Annotated in this window: 2 protein-coding genes (1 of these 2 only partly in view); both read left to right on the top strand. The window is 43.6% G+C overall.

Going from position 1 to position 22,399, the window contains the following annotated elements:
- Complete coding sequence (locus tag J8M01_RS04330; protein ID WP_211057141.1) at positions 1-19,047, top strand: non-ribosomal peptide synthase/polyketide synthase; 19,047 nt, start codon at positions 1-3, stop codon at positions 19,045-19,047.
- Positions 19,047-22,399 carry the 5' portion of a non-ribosomal peptide synthetase gene (locus J8M01_RS04335; protein ID WP_211057142.1) on the top strand. It continues 6,919 nt past the right edge of the window, so only the first 3,353 of its 10,272 coding nucleotides appear in the window; it begins with the start codon at positions 19,047-19,049; the stop codon falls past the right edge of the window. The genes J8M01_RS04330 and J8M01_RS04335 overlap by 1 nt, the downstream gene beginning before the upstream one ends.

A 22,399-nucleotide genomic window follows, 5' to 3' on the forward strand; every position in this document is an offset into this window, starting at 1 on the left:
ATGTATGGACAACAGCATAAGCCAAAAAAACATGTGCCCCTGAGTTTTACGCAAAGTGATATTTATTTAGATCAGCAGCAATATGTTAACCATCCTCTTTATAATGTAGGCGGTTATATTAAGCTCAGTACCGTTGATGAAAAGTGCTTACAGGTTGCGCATGAGCGCTTAGTCAATAATCACGAAATATTTGGCCTGCGTATTTGTAACAGTGAGGCAGGATTATCACAGTATTTTTGTGATAATCGACCATCTAGATTTGAGGTGCTGGACTTTTCTCAACATCAGGAACCACTAAATAGTGCGAAGCGTTGGCTAGAAACTCGATTTTCACTGGCATTCGAATTGAATGAACAGCCGCTCTATAATGCGTACTTAGTTAAAATTAATGAAAACCTCAATTGGTATGTTGCTATTGCACATCATGTCATGATGGATGGCTGGGGGTTTGCAAATTGGGCTAATTTATTGAGCCATTACTATCGTGATGATACTGCTTCATTGCAAGTCGATAGTGGCGAGTGGACTGAGGTTGTTGACAAAGATAGGCGTTATGTAGAGAGCCATAAGTATGATGCCGACAAAGAATTCTGGTTACGACAAGGTATAAAATCGTTGCCTCGTTTATTTAGTCGTACCCATATGGCTATTTGGGGGGAGCAGCAACTGGTTCCGAGCAAACGGACTCAAGTTACGATCAGTGAAGAATTACGGCTGGTATTAACAGCTCGAGCAAAAGCGTGGGACATAAGCATAGCTCAATTAGTATTGGCTGGGGTCAGTATTTATTTTTCGAGAGTTTATCAGCAAAGTGAGCTCAATGTTGGGTTGTCATTTCATAGTCGAAATGGTGCGAAACAAAAGCGTATGTTGGGAGCATTTACAAGTATTAGTCCAGCAACATTGGGTTGTTCAAGTCAGCAAGCGTTACTTGATTTTGTTATATACATAGCAAATGTGCAGAAGAAATGCTTTCGTCATCAACGTTTTCCTTTTGGCCATTTAATCAAAGCACTTGGGGTTTCAGGCAAAGATAACCAGTTGTTTGATATTGCGTTCAATTATTTAAAACTAGATAGTCAGCTTAACTTTGAAGATGGAAAAGAAACGCTAGAGTATGTATCTCATCAGCATGAAGTCACCCCAGTCACAATTACGTACTGGGAGTACGGGGATAAACAATTACCGACATTGATGCTTGATCATAACCTTGCTTATTTTAATGAGAGTGAGGCTGATTTACTGTTGCAACGACTTCTGGTTGTGCTAAAAGACGTCGCGTTACGTGACGACATGACGATGATTTCTGAACTAGAAATTCTGTGTTCGCAAGACTACTCCAAGATAGCAACGTCTACACAAGCATTGGATGAAGCTAACATTAATTCAGATGTATTGCTTCATCATCAGATTTCTCACTATGCGACAGATTACCCTGAGCACACCGCTGTCATTGCTGGAGAGCGCGAGATTAGTTATTCAGAATTAGAATACAATGCAGATGTCATGGCGCAATGCCTGTTAGCAAAGGGAGTATGCAAACAAGATAGAGTGCTGGTGTATCAGCAGCGTGATATTGCGCTAATTGTCGCGATATTGGCGATTGCCAAAGTTGGCGGAGTGTACGTCCCTTGTGATATGGCTGTGCCATTGCCGAGATTGCAAGCAATGGCGGAAGATGCGCGTCCCAAAGTCTGTCTTACCGACACGAATGGCGCATTAAATATAGAAAATGGAGATGGTCTCATTTGTGAGATCATTAACTGTGAACAATTGGATCTTAAGCAATATAATTATAGAGGTGTCAAGGTTGAGGTGTCACCAGATGACTTGATTTACCTCATGTACACCTCAGGATCTACGGGAAAGCCCAAAGGAGTTATGATTGAACACCGGCAGTTATCTTCATTTATTTTACCTTTGCAACAAAAGTATCAGCTTGATGTAGGTAAGCGGTTCTTGCAATTTGCGTCAGTCAGTTTTGATACAGCCATTGAGGAAATATTTGCAGCACTTGTTCATGGCGTAACGCTGGTTTTACGAAGTGAAGCTTGGCTAGGGAGTGCACAAATATTTTGGCACTATTGCGACCAATATCAAATAAATTTGCTAAGTCTGCCGACGGCATTTTGGCACCGGTTAGTTGTTGAACATCAATGTAGAGTACCTCATTGTGTTGAGTTGATAATTCTCGGCGGTGAAGCCTTGGCGACTGATAAAGTGGCTACGTGGTTTGGAGCTGAGCACCGCAATCCACCACTGATAAACTCTTATGGCCCAACAGAAACAACCGTGTCCGCGAGTTGCTTTTACATTGACGACACAGTAGATATACGAGCTGGGATTCCTATCGGCATTGCCGATCCTAATACGCAACTTTATATTCTCAATGACGCTAAACAGCCTGTCCCTTTTGGTGTGCCTGGCGAGATTTATATTGGTGGTAGTAAGGTTGCAAGAGGGTATTGGCAGCGTCCAGATCTTACGGAACAAGCTTTTTTTAGAGACCCTTGGAGTAAACACCCTGATGCTCGTATGTATAAAACGGGAGATATCGGCCGATTTAGAAGCGATGGTAATATCGAGTTTTTGGGCCGAAATAATAGCCAAGTAAAGATACGGGGACACCGAATTGAGCTTGGGGAAATTGAGCACCATATTTGTCAAGTACATGGGGTGGACTCTGCGATTGTTGTACATATAAAGTCACCAGCAGGAGAGTCATACCTACACGCATATATTAAACCCTTGGGAGACTTGGCAGAAAATTTGATACATCAAGTCAAACAAGGGTTAGTTAAGCAGTTACCAAGTTATATGCAACCTGCTGCCTTTAAACTTGTTGTTCAGTGGCCCTTATCAGCTAATGGAAAGGTTGACCGCAAAGCACTGCCTGATATAGAGGTTGACCACAGAGATAAAAATAATACGAAAATGGATGCGAATGAGCTTTTTTTAGCTGAACTTTGGGCGAAGTTACTAGAGCTTCCTGTGTCAGGAATGACACCGAGTAGTGATTTCTTTGCTCTTGGTGGCCACTCGTTACTAGCAATTAACATGCTGTCTGAAATTAAGCGTACTCATCAGATCGACATCAGTTTATCAACGTTATTTTCTGCATCCACTTTAGCGATGTTAGCTGAGCAAATAAGGACTGGCACAGCCTTAGCAACAAATTCAATCATACAAGCAATACCACAGGCTGATTCGTACCCCATGTCACTAGCCCAACTTAGACTTTGGACATTAGATCAGTTACAAGGGGATAGTCGAGCGTATAATATGCTTGCGGCATTTGAATTTTCAGGTTCACTCAACATTACTTGCTTCAATCAAGCGCTTGCGTACATGGTCAAGCGCCATGAAATACTGCGTACTAATATAGTGAAGATAGCACAATCACCAGTACAAGTTTGCCAAGCTCAGCCAAACAGTGATAGTCGCGTGTTAGATTATACCCATTTGAGTATGAATGATTACCGAGTAAAGCAGCAAACGTATATTCAACATCAACAAGATCATAGCTTTGACTTGGAAAAGGATATGCTCCTCATAGCGAGTGTATTAGTACGGCGTAGCCTGTCAGCAGAAATAGCACAAGAGGGAACCTTGGTGATTAAGCTTCACCATATTATTGCTGATGGTTGGTCGGTAGAGGTATTTTGTCGAGAGCTGTCATTGGCTTATCATGCATTCTTGTCATCAAAGGAGCCACCGTTAGCGCCGTTACTTATACAGTATCGGGACTATGCATATTGGCAAGAACAACAAGAAATTAATGGTGAGTTAACTGCACAATATCAGTATTGGCAGCAGCAATTGGCAGACGTGACAAACGTCGAGCACTTAACTGTGTCAAAACGCGAAGCACGACGCGGGCAACAGGGAATATATAGCAGTGTTTTGCCAGACACATTGCAAAAGCCATTAATTAAGAGTTTAAATGATAGCCAGTTAACACCGTTTATGTTTGTTCATGGGGCATTGGCGTTATTACTTTCACGGCACGGAAATTGTAAAGATGTTTTTGTTGGTACTGCTGTTGCAAACCGGCTTGTTGAACAGACGAAATCGTTGATCGGGTTCTTCGTAAACACATTGGTACTTAGAACGACAGTCGCTAATCAACCCGTTATTGACTACTTAGAACATATTAAGTTGGTGAACCAACAGGCTCAGGTAAACCAAGAAGCTGCTTACGAGCAGTTAGTTGAGCGATTAGGGGGAGATAGCGAAAGAAACTTGTTTCAGGTTATGCTCACGCAAATACAAGGATTCGGTCAAGGGAAAGGACCTGAACACTTCGCGCTTGATGGTGTGACATTGTCATTGCAGCAGCCATATTCAAGTCAAGCCAAATACGACTTACAATTAGAGTTCCATTATATGGACGGGGCATTGTCTCTTACTTGGCTATACGACGAGCATTGTTTTGATGACACATATATTAAGACTTTAGATCAGCATTTTTGGCATATACTAACGGGCGTCATAAATCGAGTTGATAGTGATGAAACAATCAATCACTTGCCAATGCTGAGCCAATCAGATCAAGACTATTTAGTTCACACGTTAAATAAACGCACCATCGAATATCCCAAAACGCTCAATGTGAATCAACGCTTTGAGAGTATCGTAGAACAGTTTTCTGAAAATGTAGCACTTGTTTCAGATAACAAAAGCTATCGTTTTGATGATCTTAATAGACGGGCCAACCGTCTCGCTCATTTTTTGCTAGAGCATCATCACATCACCCCTGGAATGTGCATTGGCCTTTGTACTTCACGGAGTCTAGAGATGGTAGTTGCGATGTTAGCGATCCTCAAAGTAGGAGGAGCTTATGTGCCACTTGATGGAAATCAGCCACAGCAGCGTCTTGCCAACATAGTGGCAGATGCGGACCTTAAATTAATTGTAACTGACCAAGTAGATGAGCCACGCTTTACTATGTCACAAGGCTGTGAACTAGTCTTGAATAAGCAATTCTTTCATCAGTTATGTGAGCTGCAATATTCAGATGAGAACTTGTCTTTACCCGGTTCATCAGATCAATTGGCTTATGTAATTTACACTTCAGGGTCGACTGGAAAGCCTAAAGGTGTATTGACACCGCACTTAGGAATAATCCGCTTAGTATGTGATGTCGATTATGTAGAGTTAAATTCGCAAACTAGGACTTTGCACTGCGCAAGTGTTGCATTTGATGCTGCAACGTTTGAAATTTGGGGCCCATTATTAAATGGTGGTTCATGTGTGATGTACACAAGGCCTTTGGTGACTTTAGAATCTATAAATGAATTACTCGTGCAATGGCAAGTTAATACATTATGGTTAACCGCCGGGTTGTTTGCTCAGTGGACACGTCAGCTTCCGCAGAAGCACGCACTTAAACAGGTACTTGCGGGTGGCGATGTATTGGATATTGCTGCGGTTAATCAATTTAAGACCACTTTTCCTAACGTACAGCTCTTAAATGGCTATGGACCAACAGAGAATACGACATTCACGACATGTCATTTAATCACAGAGGCAACATTGGATGCGATTCCAATTGGTCGAGCGTTGGCTGGTGATCATGTTTATATTTTGCAAGGGGAACAACTTGCACCATTCGGTGCTGTTGGCGAATTGTGCGTTGGTGGCGATGGGCTTGCAAAGGGGTACTTAAATGAGCCACAGCTCACGCGTGAACGTTTTGTTGTGAATCCACTTTACCAAAAAGGCAGTTCAACCCCGAAAGTGATTTACCGTACCGGTGACTTAGTACGTTATCAAGCATCTGGCGTCATGGTATTTGTCGGGCGTGCTGATCAGCAGGTTAAGATCCGTGGTTTTAGGATTGAACTGGATGAAATCAGAAATTATGTAAATCAACATGAGGCTATTGCAAGTAGTTTAGTGGTGATACAGGCAAAAGGTGAAGACAAACGTATTGTTGCTTATGTCCAGTTTAAAGGCGTTGTAAAGCACGACAGCTTGGACGAAGTAAAGCGCTTTTTGGCACAACAGCTGCCTAGTTATATGTTACCTCAAATTTGGATAACATTAGAAAGTTGGCCACTTACTCACAATGGTAAAATAGACCATACACAGCTTCCTAGCCCTAATCATGAGCAGAAAAGTACATTACTACCACCAGTAACAACGACAGAAGCAGATATTGCAAAATTATGGGCTGAAACCCTCGATATTGATGTACATGAAATCGGGTGTGACAGCAACTTTTTTGGTCTTGGTGGGCATTCGCTTTCTTTGATAAAAATGGCATCAGTGCTTACTGAGTATTTTAAAGTCGCTATTCCTGCTGCTGAGGTATATCAACAGGCTACTTTGAAGTTATTAGCACAGCTGGTGGATGAACAAATAGCCAATCAGAGTAAAGTGCCGGTTATAGAACATTTAAACAGAGTAGGACCCAGCGTATTATCGTACGCACAGCAGCGGTTGTGGTTTATTGAGCAAATGCAGCCAGGGAGTGAGCACTATGTAATGAGTTCGGCATTGCAGCTTAAAGGGAAGATTGACGCGGCGTACATTGAACAAGCGTTGCAGGCTATCATTGCACGCCATGACATACTTCGCAGTCGTTTTATTACCTGCGATGGAGCGCCACGACAAGAAGTACTGGAGAGTTCAGTATTTACGTTACGTCAGCATGATTTAACGCACAAGGATGCAAAAACACAAGAAGCACACCTGACTATATTACGAGAGAGTGAAGCTCGTCGGGGGTTTGACTTACAAGCAGGAGGGCTGATCAGAGCAAGCCTCGTTCAATGTGAAGCAGAGGCGGCGGTCTTGCTCATTAGCATGCATCATATTATTGCAGATGGTTGGTCGGTCGAGGTATTGCATCAAGAATTTACTGAATACTATCAAGCACTGCGCGGTGTAACAAAAGCCACATTAGCACCTTTATCAATTCAATATGCTGATTATGCGCAGTGGCAACAGCAATACCAAGACAAACAGGCTTTGCAAGCGAGTTTGGATTACTGGTTGGCACAACTAGAAAATTTGCCGCAACGGCATGATTTGCCTTGTGATGCACCGCGAACGGTTGAACAATCGCTACTTTGTCAGCAACATACGATCGACATCAGTGCCTACCAAGCCCAAAAACTCACTGATTTTGCTCAACAGCAGAATATGACTTTATTCATGTTACTCCATGGTGCGCTCGGCATTTTACTGAGTCGTCATAGTAATAATAATGATATTGTTATTGGTAGCCCTGTGGCTAACCGCCTATCTCCCCAGTTAGCTCCTCTTATTGGTTGCTTTATTAATAACCTCGTGCTGCGACTCAATTGTGAGGGCACGCAGTCTATTGCAGAGTACTTTAACCAAGTTAAACGGGTTAACCAGGACGCCCAGGCACATCAGGCAACCCCATTTGAATGGTTAGTTGAGCAACTGCAAAGTGAGCGCAATCAAGCGCATGCACCGTTATTTCAAATTATGCTAAACCTACACAGTCAGCGAAAAACATCTTTAGATCTGGCGAACGTGGAGGTGAGTGAATGTGAACCCGATACGCTATACAGTGAATATGATCTGACTTTTAATGTGTTCTGGGAAGAGCAAGGGCTAGTTGTTAATTTAATTTATAACACGGCACGCTTTAGTGTGGAGCGTATCGCGACATTAGCTAGGCACTTTACTCATATACTTGATAAGTTAGTGGCCATGCCAGCCCAGATGAAACTTGGTCAGTTGGCATTATTGAATACAACGGAGCAAGCGCATGTTATCGCGCAAGGGCAAGGACCTAAACAAGAAATCCCTGCACAGTCTGTATTGGCGTTGTTGCGTGATACAGGGGCGCAATACTCAGCTGTAACCGCAGTACGTTGCCTTGAGCAGACAATAGATTATCAAGCATTGTACAGACAGGCTCAACAAATTGCTTATGGATTACAGCAAGCGGGAGTTGAAGCGGGTGATCTTGTTGGAGTTTGCCTATTACGTTCGACGGCGTTGTTGCCAGCTCTATTAGGTGTATGGCAAGTCGGTGCCGCTTATGTACCACTTGATCCAGATTACCCAAGGGCCCGTTTAGCGCATATGATACATGATAGTGAGCTTTCATTGGTTCTCAGTGAGCCGGCATTGTATGAACGTTTACCAGCGGAAGCATCATTATATGATATTGCGCAATGTCAGCAGTACCCGGAAGCGTTAGTGCAGTCATGCGTTGATGTGAGCGCTGCAACGGCATGTGCTTATGTGATTTATACCTCAGGGTCCACAGGTTTGCCTAAAGGTGTTGCTGTAAGTCATCATAATGTAGTGAACTTCTTAACAGCGATGGCAGCACAGTTACGCTGTGGAAGTGAGACGCAATTGTTGGCGGTGACGCCCATCAGTTTCGATATTCATGTATTGGAGTTGTATCTTCCTTTGTTAGTCGGTGGGACGGTTCACTTAGCCGATAATGCGATGCGTCAGGATGCGGTAGCGTTAGTGGCACGCCTAAATCAAGGCGATATTACCATGATGCAAGCAACGCCAGCAGGATGGAAAATGTTGCTTTCAGAGGGGCGTTGGCAGCCTACGTCACAGTTGCACATATTGTGTGGGGGGGAAGCGCTTGATAGCAGTTTGAGTATGGCGTTACAGGGACAAGGTCACACGGTGTGGAATTTATATGGTCCCACAGAGACGACTGTATGGTCTGCAGCACAGTGTGTATCAGGCGAGGTTGTGAATATTGGACAACCGATAGCGAATACACAGTTTTATATCCTTAATGACAGTTATCAACTCCAGCCGAAAGGCAGTATCGGTGAATTATACATTGGTGGTGATGGGGTCAGTTGCGGTTATCTAGGTCAAGATGTGCTGACAGCAGAGCGTTTTATTGATGGGATTTCGTTAGGGAATAATGAGGGACCATTATATCGCACAGGCGATTTAGCGCGTCAGGCAGATAATGGAGCGTTTGATATTGTCGGTCGCGTAGATCAGCAAGTTAAGGTGCGTGGTCATCGTATTGAGTTGAGTGAGATTGAGCAGCAACTGTTGTCATTGGTAGCAATTGAAGAAGCAGTGGTTCAAGTTATAGGAGAGAATGAACAAAGCCGTTTAGTGGCTTATGTGGTGACGACTCAATCACCTTCATACTGTTATAGCTATGTGCAAGAAGAATTAGGGACACACTTACCAAGTTATATGATCCCTCAGCAAGTGGTGGTGTTGCCACAGCTACCCTTGACTCCTAATGGCAAGGTTGATCGTAAATCACTGCCGACACCAAATAGCCAGAAGCGCATACGAGTCGCGCCGAAAACAGTCAATGAGTGTAAGTTGGTACAGATATGTGCACAATTATTATCATTGTCAGAGGATGAAATTAGCTTAGATCAGCATTTCTTTGAATTGGGTGGGCATTCGTTGTTGAGTGTGAAGCTACAAGCAGAGATCAGAACGGAGTTTGGGGTTGAGCTGGCACTCAGTGATATTTTTAGTCAGCATAATTTACACAGTTTAGTGGTAGACATAGAGTCACAAGAACAAACGGAACAAGTGGTGATCAGCCCCAGAGAGGGCAACGAACCCAGCGTATTATCGTACGCACAGCAGCGGTTGTGGTTTATTGAGCAAATGCAGCCAGGGAGTGAGCACTATGTAATGAGTTCGGCATTGCAGCTTAAAGGGAAGATTGACGCGGCGTACATTGAAAAAGCGTTGCAGGCTATCATTGCACGGCATGACATACTTCGCAGTCGTTTTATTACCTGCGATGGAGCGCCACGACAAGAAGTACTGGAGAGTTCAGTATTTACGTTACGTCAGCATGATTTAACGCACAAGGATGCAAAAACACAAGAAGCACACCTGACTATATTACGAGAGAGTGAAGCTCGTCGGGGGTTTGACTTACAAGCAGGAGGGCTGATCAGAGCAAGCCTCGTTCAATGTGAAGCAGAGGCGGCGGTCTTGCTCATTAGCATGCATCATATTATTGCAGATGGTTGGTCGGTCGAGGTATTGCATCAAGAATTTACTGAATACTATCAAGCACTGCGCGGTGTAACAAAAGCCACATTAGCACCTTTATCAATTCAATATGCTGATTATGCGCAGTGGCAACAGCAATACCAAGACAAACAGGCTTTGCAAGCGAGTTTGGATTACTGGTTGGCACAACTAGAAAATTTGCCGCAACGGCATGATTTGCCTTGTGATGCACCGCGAACGGTTGAACAATCGCTACTTTGTCAGCAACATACGATCGACATCAGTGCCTACCAAGCCCAAAAACTCACTGATTTTGCTCAACAGCAGAATATGACTTTATTCATGTTACTCCATGGTGCGCTCGGCATTTTACTGAGTCGTCATAGTAATAATAATGATATTGTTATTGGTAGCCCTGTGGCTAACCGCCTATCTCCCCAGTTAGCTCCTCTTATTGGTTGCTTTATTAATAACCTCGTGCTGCGACTCAATTGTGAGGGCACGCAGTCTATTGCAGAGTACTTTAACCAAGTTAAACGGGTTAACCAGGACGCCCAGGCACATCAGGCAACCCCATTTGAATGGTTAGTTGAGCAACTGCAAAGTGAGCGCAATCAAGCGCATGCACCGTTATTTCAAATTATGCTAAACCTACACAGTCAGCGAAAAACATCTTTAGATCTGGCGAACGTGGAGGTGAGTGAATGTGAACCCGATACGCTATACAGTGAATATGATCTGACTTTTAATGTGTTCTGGGAAGAGCAAGGGCTAGTTGTTAATTTAATTTATAACACGGCACGCTTTAGTGTGGAGCGTATCGCGACATTAGCTAGGCACTTTACTCATATACTTGATAAGTTAGTGGCCATGCCAGCCCAGATGAAACTTGGTCAGTTGGCATTATTGAATACAACGGAGCAAGCGCATGTTATCGCGCAAGGGCAAGGACCTAAACAAGAAATCCCTGCACAGTCTGTATTGGCGTTGTTGCGTGATACAGGGGCGCAATACTCAGCTGTAACCGCAGTACGTTGCCTTGAGCAGACAATAGATTATCAAGCATTGTACAGACAGGCTCAACAAATTGCTTATGGATTACAGCAAGCGGGAGTTGAAGCGGGTGATCTTGTTGGAGTTTGCCTATTACGTTCGACGGCGTTGTTGCCAGCTCTATTAGGTGTATGGCAAGTCGGTGCCGCTTATGTACCACTTGATCCAGATTACCCAAGGGCCCGTTTAGCGCATATGATACATGATAGTGAGCTTTCATTGGTTCTCAGTGAGCCGGCATTGTATGAACGTTTACCAGCGGAAGCATCATTATATGATATTGCGCAATGTCAGCAGTACCCGGAAGCGTTAGTGCAGTCATGCGTTGATGTGAGCGCTGCAACGGCATGTGCTTATGTGATTTATACCTCAGGGTCCACAGGTTTGCCTAAAGGTGTTGCTGTAAGTCATCATAATGTAGTGAACTTCTTAACAGCGATGGCAGCACAGTTACGCTGTGGAAGTGAGACGCAATTGTTGGCGGTGACGCCCATCAGTTTCGATATTCATGTATTGGAGTTGTATCTTCCTTTGTTAGTCGGTGGGACGGTTCACTTAGCCGATAATGCGATGCGTCAGGATGCGGTAGCGTTAGTGGCACGCCTAAATCAAGGCGATATTACCATGATGCAAGCAACGCCAGCAGGATGGAAAATGTTGCTTTCAGAGGGGCGTTGGCAGCCTACGTCACAGTTGCACATATTGTGTGGGGGGGAAGCGCTTGATAGCAGTTTGAGTATGGCGTTACAGGGACAAGGTCACACGGTGTGGAATTTATATGGTCCCACAGAGACGACTGTATGGTCTGCAGCACAGTGTGTATCAGGCGAGGTTGTGAATATTGGACAACCGATAGCGAATACACAGTTTTATATCCTTAATGACAGTTATCAACTCCAGCCGAAAGGCAGTATCGGTGAATTATACATTGGTGGTGATGGGGTCAGTTGCGGTTATCTAGGTCAAGATGTGCTGACAGCAGAGCGTTTTATTGATGGGATTTCGTTAGGGAATAATGAGGGACCATTATATCGCACAGGCGATTTAGCGCGTCAGGCAGATAATGGAGCGTTTGATATTGTCGGTCGCGTAGATCAGCAAGTTAAGGTGCGTGGTCATCGTATTGAGTTGAGTGAGATTGAGCAGCAACTGTTGTCATTGGTAGCAATTGAAGAAGCAGTGGTTCAAGTTATAGGAGAGAATGAACAAAGCCGTTTAGTGGCTTATGTGGTGACGACTCAATCACCTTCATACTGTTATAGCTATGTGCAAGAAGAATTAGGGACACACTTACCAAGTTATATGATCCCTCAGCAAGTGGTGGTGTTGCCACAGCTACCCTTGACTCCTAATGGCAAGGTTGATCGTAAATCACTGCCGACACCAAATAGCCAGAAGCGCATACGAGTCGCGCCGAAAACAGTCAATGAGTGTAAGTTGGTACAGATATGTGCACAATTATTATCATTGTCAGAGGATGAAATTAGCTTAGATCAGCATTTCTTTGAATTGGGTGGGCATTCGTTGTTGAGTGTGAAGCTACAAGCAGAGATCAGAACGGAGTTTGGGGTTGAGCTGGCACTCAGTGATATTTTTAGTCAGCATAATTTACACAGTTTAGTGGTAGACATAGAGTCACAAGAACAAACGGAACAAGTGGTGATCAGCCCCAGAGAGGGCAACGAACCCAGCGTATTATCGTACGCACAGCAGCGGTTGTGGTTTATTGAGCAAATGCAGCCAGGGAGTGAGCACTATGTAATGAGTTCGGCATTGCAGCTTAAAGGGAAGATTGACGCGGCGTACATTGAAAAAGCGTTGCAGGCTATCATTGCACGGCATGACATACTTCGCAGTCGTTTTATTACCTGCGATGGAGCGCCACGACAAGAAGTACTGGAGAGTTCAGTATTTACGTTACGTCAGCATGATTTAACGCACAAGGATGCAAAAACACAAGAAGCACACCTGACTATATTACGAGAGAGTGAAGCTCGTCGGGGGTTTGACTTACAAGCAGGAGGGCTGATCAGAGCAAGCCTCGTTCAATGTGAAGCAGAGGCGGCGGTCTTGCTCATTAGCATGCATCATATTATTGCAGATGGTTGGTCGGTCGAGGTATTGCATCAAGAATTTACTGAATACTATCAAGCACTGCGCGGTGTAACAAAAGCCACATTAGCACCTTTATCAATTCAATATGCTGATTATGCGCAGTGGCAACAGCAATACCAAGACAAACAGGCTTTGCAAGCGAGTTTGGATTACTGGTTGGCACAACTAGAAAATTTGCCGCAACGGCATGATTTGCCTTGTGATGCACCGCGAACGGTTGAACAATCGCTACTTTGTCAGCAACATACGATCGACATCAGTGCCTACCAAGCCCAAAAACTCACTGATTTTGCTCAACAGCAGAATATGACTTTATTCATGTTACTCCATGGTGCGCTCGGCATTTTACTGAGTCGTCATAGTAATAATAATGATATTGTTATTGGTAGCCCTGTGGCTAACCGCCTATCTCCCCAGTTAGCTCCTCTTATTGGTTGCTTTATTAATAACCTCGTGCTGCGACTCAATTGTGAGGGCACGCAGTCTATTGCAGAGTACTTTAACCAAGTTAAACGGGTTAACCAGGACGCCCAGGCACATCAGGCAACCCCATTTGAATGGTTAGTTGAGCAACTGCAAAGTGAGCGCAATCAAGCGCATGCACCGTTATTTCAAATTATGCTAAACCTACACAGTCAGCGAAAAACATCTTTAGATCTGGCGAACGTGGAGGTGAGTGAATGTGAACCCGATACGCTATACAGTGAATATGATCTGACTTTTAATGTGTTCTGGGAAGAGCAAGGGCTAGTTGTTAATTTAATTTATAACACGGCACGCTTTAGTGTGGAGCGTATCGCGACATTAGCTAGGCACTTTACTCATATACTTGATAAGTTAGTGGCCATGCCAGCCCAGATGAAACTTGGTCAGTTGGCATTATTGAATACAACGGAGCAAGCGCATGTTATCGCGCAAGGGCAAGGACCTAAACAAGAAATCCCTGCACAGTCTGTATTGGCGTTGTTGCGTGATACAGGGGCGCAATACTCAGCTGTAACCGCAGTACGTTGCCTTGAGCAGACAATAGATTATCAAGCATTGTACAGACAGGCTCAACAAATTGCTTATGGATTACAGCAAGCGGGAGTTGAAGCGGGTGATCTTGTTGGAGTTTGCCTATTACGTTCGACGGCGTTGTTGCCAGCTCTATTAGGTGTATGGCAAGTCGGTGCCGCTTATGTACCACTTGATCCAGATTACCCAAGGGCCCGTTTAGCGCATATGATACATGATAGTGAGCTTTCATTGGTTCTCAGTGAGCCGGCATTGTATGAACGTTTACCAGCGGAAGCATCATTATATGATATTGCGCAATGTCAGCAGTACCCGGAAGCGTTAGTGCAGTCATGCGTTGATGTGAGCGCTGCAACGGCATGTGCTTATGTGATTTATACCTCAGGGTCCACAGGTTTGCCTAAAGGTGTTGCTGTAAGTCATCATAATGTAGTGAACTTCTTAACAGCGATGGCAGCACAGTTACGCTGTGGAAGTGAGACGCAATTGTTGGCGGTGACGCCCATCAGTTTCGATATTCATGTATTGGAGTTGTATCTTCCTTTGTTAGTCGGTGGGACGGTTCACTTAGCCGATAATGCGATGCGTCAGGATGCGGTAGCGTTAGTGGCACGCCTAAATCAAGGCGATATTACCATGATGCAAGCAACGCCAGCAGGATGGAAAATGTTGCTTTCAGAGGGGCGTTGGCAGCCTACGTCACAGTTGCACATATTGTGTGGGGGGGAAGCGCTTGATAGCAGTTTGAGTATGGCGTTACAGGGACAAGGTCACACGGTGTGGAATTTATATGGTCCCACAGAGACGACTGTATGGTCTGCAGCACAGTGTGTATCAGGCGAGGTTGTGAATATTGGACAACCGATAGCGAATACACAGTTTTATATCCTTAATGACAGTTATCAACTCCAGCCGAAAGGCAGTATCGGTGAATTATACATTGGTGGTGATGGGGTCAGTTGCGGTTATCTAGGTCAAGATGTGCTGACAGCAGAGCGTTTTATTGATGGGATTTCGTTAGGGAATAATGAGGGACCATTATATCGCACAGGCGATTTAGCGCGTCAGGCAGATAATGGAGCGTTTGATATTGTCGGTCGCGTAGATCAGCAAGTTAAGGTGCGTGGTCATCGTATTGAGTTGAGTGAGATTGAGCAGCAACTGTTGTCATTGGTAGCAATTGAAGAAGCAGTGGTTCAAGTTATAGGAGAGAATGAACAAAGCCGTTTAGTGGCTTATGTGGTGACGACTCAATCACCTTCATACTGTTATAGCTATGTGCAAGAAGAATTAGGGACACACTTACCAAGTTATATGATCCCTCAGCAAGTGGTGGTGTTGCCACAGCTACCCTTGACTCCTAATGGCAAGGTTGATCGTAAATCACTGCCGACACCAAATAGCCAGAAGCGCATACGAGTCGCGCCGAAAACAGTCAATGAGTGTAAGTTGGTACAGATATGTGCACAATTATTATCATTGTCAGAGGATGAAATTAGCTTAGATCAGCATTTCTTTGAATTGGGTGGGCATTCGTTGTTGAGTGTGAAGCTACAAGCAGAGATCAGAACGGAGTTTGGGGTTGAGCTGGCACTCAGTGATATTTTTAGTCAGCATAATTTACACAGTTTAGTGGTAGACATAGAGTCACAAGAACAAACGGAACAAGTGGTGATCAGCCCCAGAGAGGGCAACGAACCCAGCGTATTATCGTACGCACAGCAGCGGTTGTGGTTTATTGAGCAAATGCAGCCAGGGAGTGAGCACTATGTAATGAGTTCGGCATTGCAGCTTAAAGGGAAGATTGACGCGGCGTACATTGAAAAAGCGTTGCAGGCTATCATTGCACGGCATGACATACTTCGCAGTCGTTTTATTACCTGCGATGGAGCGCCACGACAAGAAGTACTGGAGAGTTCAGTATTTACGTTACGTCAGCATGATTTAACGCACAAGGATGCAAAAACACAAGAAGCACACCTGACTATATTACGAGAGAGTGAAGCTCGTCGGGGGTTTGACTTACAAGCAGGAGGGCTGATCAGAGCAAGCCTCGTTCAATGTGAAGCAGAGGCGGCGGTCTTGCTCATTAGCATGCATCATATTATTGCAGATGGTTGGTCGGTCGAGGTATTGCATCAAGAATTTACTGAATACTATCAAGCACTGCGCAGTGCAACAAAAGCCACATTAGCGCCTTTATCAATTCAATATGCTGATTATGCGCAGTGGCAACAGCAATACCAAGACAAACAAGCTTTGCAAGCGAGTTTGGATTACTGGAGCGAAACCTTGAAGGTCCGGGGTGAAGACCTCAAACTACCTACAGACGTCGCTCGGTCTGCGAAAGTTGCAGGTACTACTAGTAGAGAGCACTTTACTCTAGAACCCTCAATGTACTTTGATTTAAAACAAACAGCTCAAAGGCACGGAGTAACTTTAAATATGTTACTAAGCGCCGCCTGGGCAATATTACTGAGTAAACTCAGTGATAACGAAACGATACAGATCGGTATCCCAGTTGCAGGTAGAGATAACCGTGCATGTTTTGATTTAATCGGACTGTTTGTCAATACGGTTGTACTTAAAGTAGACGTAACGCCAACATTGACGCTATCTGAACTGTTTTCTCAAGTTAGCGATACCAGTACAAAAGCATTTGCACACCAAAATGCGCCATTAGAGCAAGTAATTGAGCGTTTAAACCCAGACCGTAATTTAAATCAACACCCAGTATTTCAAACTCTGGTTGCATTACATTATGCTTACGAAGCTACTCAATTGCCTGATTTACACATCACCGAATTGGCAAGAACAGGGGGGCGATCTGAGTTTGATATTTCCTTGATAGTCGATGAAACACACACAGGCCTTAATTGTACAATTGAATTTTTAGATGAGTTATACGCCAGCTGTGCTGTGAAGCAGTGGCGGGATTATTTTCTTAATGTACTGGAATATTGTACAGAGGACGCGAATGTCACACTGGCAGAATTGTCATTGCTGTCGCCTGCGCAAGAACAGCATGTATTATCAACGTATCACAGGCCTGTACAAAATAATCTAGCTCCTTTACTTCATGAGCAGTTAACATGTATTGCTTTACGTTACCCTGAACGCATTGCCTTAATTGAGGGTGAGCGCGCATTAAGCTATGACTGGCTAGAGACAAAATCAAACCAGCTAGCACATCACTTGCTAAGTAAAGGTGTGCAATCAGAAGATAGAATCGCGATTTGCTTGCCGAGAACGCCCATGTTCATGGTGGCTATCTTCGCGATAATGAAAGCGGGTGCGGCTTATGTACCTATAGATATCACGCAACCTGATATCCGTTTACGGTATACATTAGAAGATTGCGACCCAGCATTATTATTGTTGAATGAAGAGGCTGAACTGTCGCGTTACATCTATCCAGAGAAGCTTTATCAAGTATTGCGCTTGAATGAAAATAATGTGCTATTTGACTCCGAGCTGGGTCAAGCACCGGCTATTAACATAGGGCGTAGGCAACTTGCTTATATAATGTATACCTCGGGATCAACGGGTAATCCTAAGGGAGTAATGATTGAACATCAGCAACTGGTGAATTTTACTTCAGGTCATGTTGACCGATATCAGCTCAAAAATGGTATGCGTATTTTGCAGTTTAGTGCTGTCAGTTTTGATATCTCTATTGAAGATGTGTTCGGTACTTTTAGTACTGGCGCGACCCTCGTATTACGTGATGACACTTGGCTAACTGATACCGCAGGGTTTTGGGCGCTCTGTGCACAGTATCAGATAAACTTAGTTAGCCTGCCAACTGCATTTTTTCACCAACTGATGCAAGTGCCAACGCAATCTGTTCCTAGTACGTTACAGACCGTCATTGTAGGCGGAGAGGGGTTACAGTTGCACAGTGTTAACCAGTGGTTTACGCAGCAAGGTAAATTACCACAGCTGACGAATACGTATGGCCCAACTGAAACCACAGTGACGGTTTCACATTTAATCGTTGAGAAGGATAAAGACTATGGTGAACTCCTCTCTATAGGTCAAGCGGATGGGAATAACCGAATTTATATTTTGGATGAACAACAACGATTGCAAGCGCCTGGTATAAAAGGAGAGATTTATATTGGTGGTACGCAAGTTGGTCGAGGTTATTGGCGCAAGAACGAATTAACAACGGCGGCTTTTTTATCTGATCCATGGTGTCAATCAGAAGCGGGTAAACTTTATAAAACCGGAGATATGGCACGCTATCGAAGCGATGGTAATATCGAATTTCTTGGGCGACGTGATGCTCAGGTTAAATTTAAAGGGTTCCGAATTGAGTTAACAGAAATTGAGTTGCGATTGGCCTTACATGACCGTTTGGATGGCGCGGTTGTTAAAGTGGACGAGTCACAACAACACTTAGATGCTTGGTTAATTAACAAGGAAGGTGGCGATACGGAAGCGTTGGTTGATGAAATTAAAGCTTGGTTGAAATCACAATTACCTAACTATATGCAACCGAGTCGTTGGGCCGTCCTTAAAGTGTTACCTCTTACTAATAATGGCAAAATTGATAAAGCAAATTTACCCTCCCCAATTGCGAGTAGCGGCAGTCGCTATGTTGCTCCTAGTAATGAAATTGAAGTCGAATTAGTTGACCTATTGCAACTTACGCTTGGGTTACATGAGCCTCCAGGCATTCATGATAACTTTTTTGAATTAGGGGGTAGTTCAATTTCATTGATTGCATTTAAAAATGCCATTGAAGCCCATTTTGTTACTCAGTTGGAATTACTGTTTTTGTTTACTTATCCAACTGTTGCTGAAATAGCTTTAGCAATTGAACTGGCACAAAAAAATAACAGCTTAGATAACGCGTTTGAGCTTGAAGAAGACATGGAATCTGGAGAGTTTTAATGGTTCAAAAAATAATAAAAATGGCACTGGCCGCTGGCGTTAAGCTGTATCTAGAAAAGCAAAAACTGAAGTTTACTGCACCAAAAGGTGCGCTTACTCCAGAGTTAAAGGCAGCAATAGGAGAGCATAAAGAACAAATCATTGCTTATTTGCATCACAGTGCAGAGCGGCCTGTCACAAATGCAATTTCGATTAGACCAAACATTGAGCACAGGCCTTTATCGTTATCTCAGTCTCGGCTTTGGTTTTTGCACCAACTGGGCGAAGGGAACAGCAGCGAGTACAACATATTTACAGCATTTGATGTAGAGGGCCAGTTAGATCTTGATGTAGTTCGCCTTGCGTTACGTGAAATAATTATACGGCATGAGGTACTCAGATGCGGGTATTATGAACAGGATGGGCAAGCGCAACAGTTTTTACATCATAACTTTGAGGTGCCATTACAGGTCTTGGATTTTTCCCATTTAACGCCTTTGGACTATCACGCACAGCTACAAGATGTGGTTAAAGCTGAGGCGTACCACTCGTTTGATTTGAGCTCGGATATAATGTTACGGGTGACGTGTGTAAATAGAGGGACTGGGCTGCATTGTTTATTATTTTCAATGCACCATATCGCCTCTGATGGTTGGTCAATTGAGGTTTTATCAAAAGAGTTTTTAGAGCTCTACCAGAAAATTAGTACAGGGCAAGTGTCGAGTTTAACGCCATTATCTATTCAATATGCTGATTATGCACATTGGCAAACTCAGCGAATGGATGAACAAACTTTAGCACAGCAGTTAGATTTTTGGCGTGAATACCTTTTTGACTTACCTGATATCCATAATTTACCCCTTGATAGACCGAGACCTAAGCAACAAAGCTTTACATCAAAAACGATGCAAGTGCCATTAGGGCTTGAGTTGACCGAGCAATTAGGAGAGTTGGCGAAGGCGCATAGTGTTACTTTATTCATATTGTTACAGACTGCATTTGCTTATATTTTGTCTCGCTTTAGTGGCGAGCAAGATATTGTAATGGCAACCCCTGTTGCGGGACGGGAAAGAGAAGAGGTGCAGTCACTGATTGGCTGTTTCTTGAACACGGTAATTTTGCGTTCGACAATTCCGCAAGCAGGAGATTTTTGGCAATACTTGGCTGCAAATAAAAACCAGATCCAACAAGCATTCGGACATCAAGAAGTACCTTTCGATCAGGTTGTTGACGCACTACAACCAATACGAAGTTTGGCATATAACCCTTTAGCACAAGTGAAATTTGTACTACAAAATTATCAGCAGTCTGAATTCAGTTTACCTGATTTACAGATCCGGCCGTTAAAGTCGCAAGAGAACTCAGTACGGTATGATTTAGACCTTACTGTGTTCGAAGAACATGGTGTACTTCAGCTCGATTGGAACTATAAGTGCGAGCTGTTTAATGAAGAGTCTATTGTACGTTTATCTGACTCGATGGTGCAGCTTTTGTCAGCATTGCCCACTCATCAGTCTGGCGAACCTATTCCGTCATTGGTGAGCAAGCAAGTTAGTCAAGCACTACTAGCTATGGGCACAGGAAAAGAACAACAACAAATAAACTTACCGATAAGCCAACAAATTTTGCAACAAGCATTGTTAACACCAGAGAATATAGCCGTTCGATCAGGCGACAATTCATTAAGTTACTCAGAGCTAGTGCAAAAAGCAAAAAATTTAGCCTGGTATTTAGAGGATCAAGAAATTGGTTTAGGTGATCATGTTGCGATTTTACTGCCAAAAGAGGTGGACTTATTAATTGCATTATTAGCAGTACAGTTATCTGGAGCAACCTATGTTCCGTTAGATAAATCTAGTGGTGAAGCTCGGCTTAGTGGAATATTGAAAGACGTTAATGCTGAACTACTTATAACACAAAGCAACTTAATGACATTGGTATCGAGTGAAGGTTGCGATGTCATGTTAATGGATGATTGTTTAGACTCAGATTGGTTATGCGAATTCGAGCAAGCTTCCTTAACAGTACCTAAGTTAGATGATATCGCTTATTTGATTTATACCTCAGGATCAACGGGTAAGCCTAAAGGGGTTGAAATTTCTCAGCTAGGGTTATTGGATTACTGTGCTTTTGCGAATAAATACTATTATACAAGCAACTTATTAGGTGCGTTGCTCGTGACAGAGCCGGCTTTTGATATCAGTGTACCCAGCTTATACCTTCCTTTACTTAACGGCGATTGTGTGACGTTATTGTCAGAAGAAGATGTAATTTTTGAATTGGCAGCAGCGCTTATGGAGTTGCAAGATAATGGTGTGTTACTGAGAATGACCCCCAGCCATTGCCACGCTCTCTTGCACATATTAGAAGGAAAAACTGTCAACGCTACGTGTGTATTAGTCATCGGGGGGGAGGCGCTACCACAAAAGTTAGCTACGGCATTGTGTCATGCTTTCCCTTATAGTCAATTATTTAACCACTATGGTCCATCAGAGACGGTAGTTGGCTGTTGTTTATATCCTTTAGAGGTAGAGACATTGGCAAGTTTTTCTCAGGTACCTATTGGTAAGCCAATGACGAATACTCAGCTAGTTGTATTGGATGACAAACAACAATTGCAAGTGCTTGGTGGTATAGGTGAGTTGTGGATTGGTGGTGTTGGCGTGGCTAAGGGCTATTGGCAAAGGGCCGAACTTAATAAGCAGTGTTTTAAAACAGATGTGCTAAATATAGGGAATTCTCTACGTTATTATAAGTCAGGGGATTTGGTACGTTGGAATTGTGAAGGCCAACTGGAGTTTGTAGGGCGTAATGACCAACAAATCAAAATCCGAGGGCATCGTGTTGAACTCGGCGAAATTGATACCCAACTCAGCCAGTGTGAGGGGGTGCAGCAAACTGTTACCTTGTTACATGAAAATGAGGAAAATCAATATTTAGTTTGCTACTTTGTGTCTAGTGGTGATGATGCCGAGCAGACACAGAGTATACTTGAGCACCATGCAGTCACACAACTTTCACCCTATATGAGGCCACAATACTATGTGTCTGTTATTACATTCCCTCTGAGTCGAAATGGAAAAATAAACCGTCGAGCATTACCTAGCCCTTACACAGTTAAAAAGCCTGTGCTGCAAGCCGCGCAAAGCATCACTGAAGTTAAACTGATTGAAATTTTCAGCGACTTGCTAGCTACTAATGAGCTAACAGCTGCCAGCGATTTCTTTGTGTTAGGCGGCCATTCCTTATTGGCGGTTCGACTGATTAACCAAGTATCTAAGCTGCTTGGAAAGAAATTACAATTAAAAGATATTTTTAGTCATTCATGTATTAAAGATTTAGCATTATTTATTGATAGCAGTGAGAGTGAACT

Source organism: Pseudoalteromonas sp. MMG005, from assembly GCF_018101015.1.
In the GTDB taxonomy this organism is placed as follows: domain Bacteria; phylum Pseudomonadota; class Gammaproteobacteria; order Enterobacterales; family Alteromonadaceae; genus Pseudoalteromonas; species Pseudoalteromonas aurantia.

What these genes read in the sequence shown, in the direction of transcription:
- J8M01_RS04330 (WP_211057141.1), top strand. Translation starts at nt 1, where the DNA reads ATGTATGGACAACAGCATAAGCCAAAAAAACATGTGCCCCTGAGTTTT.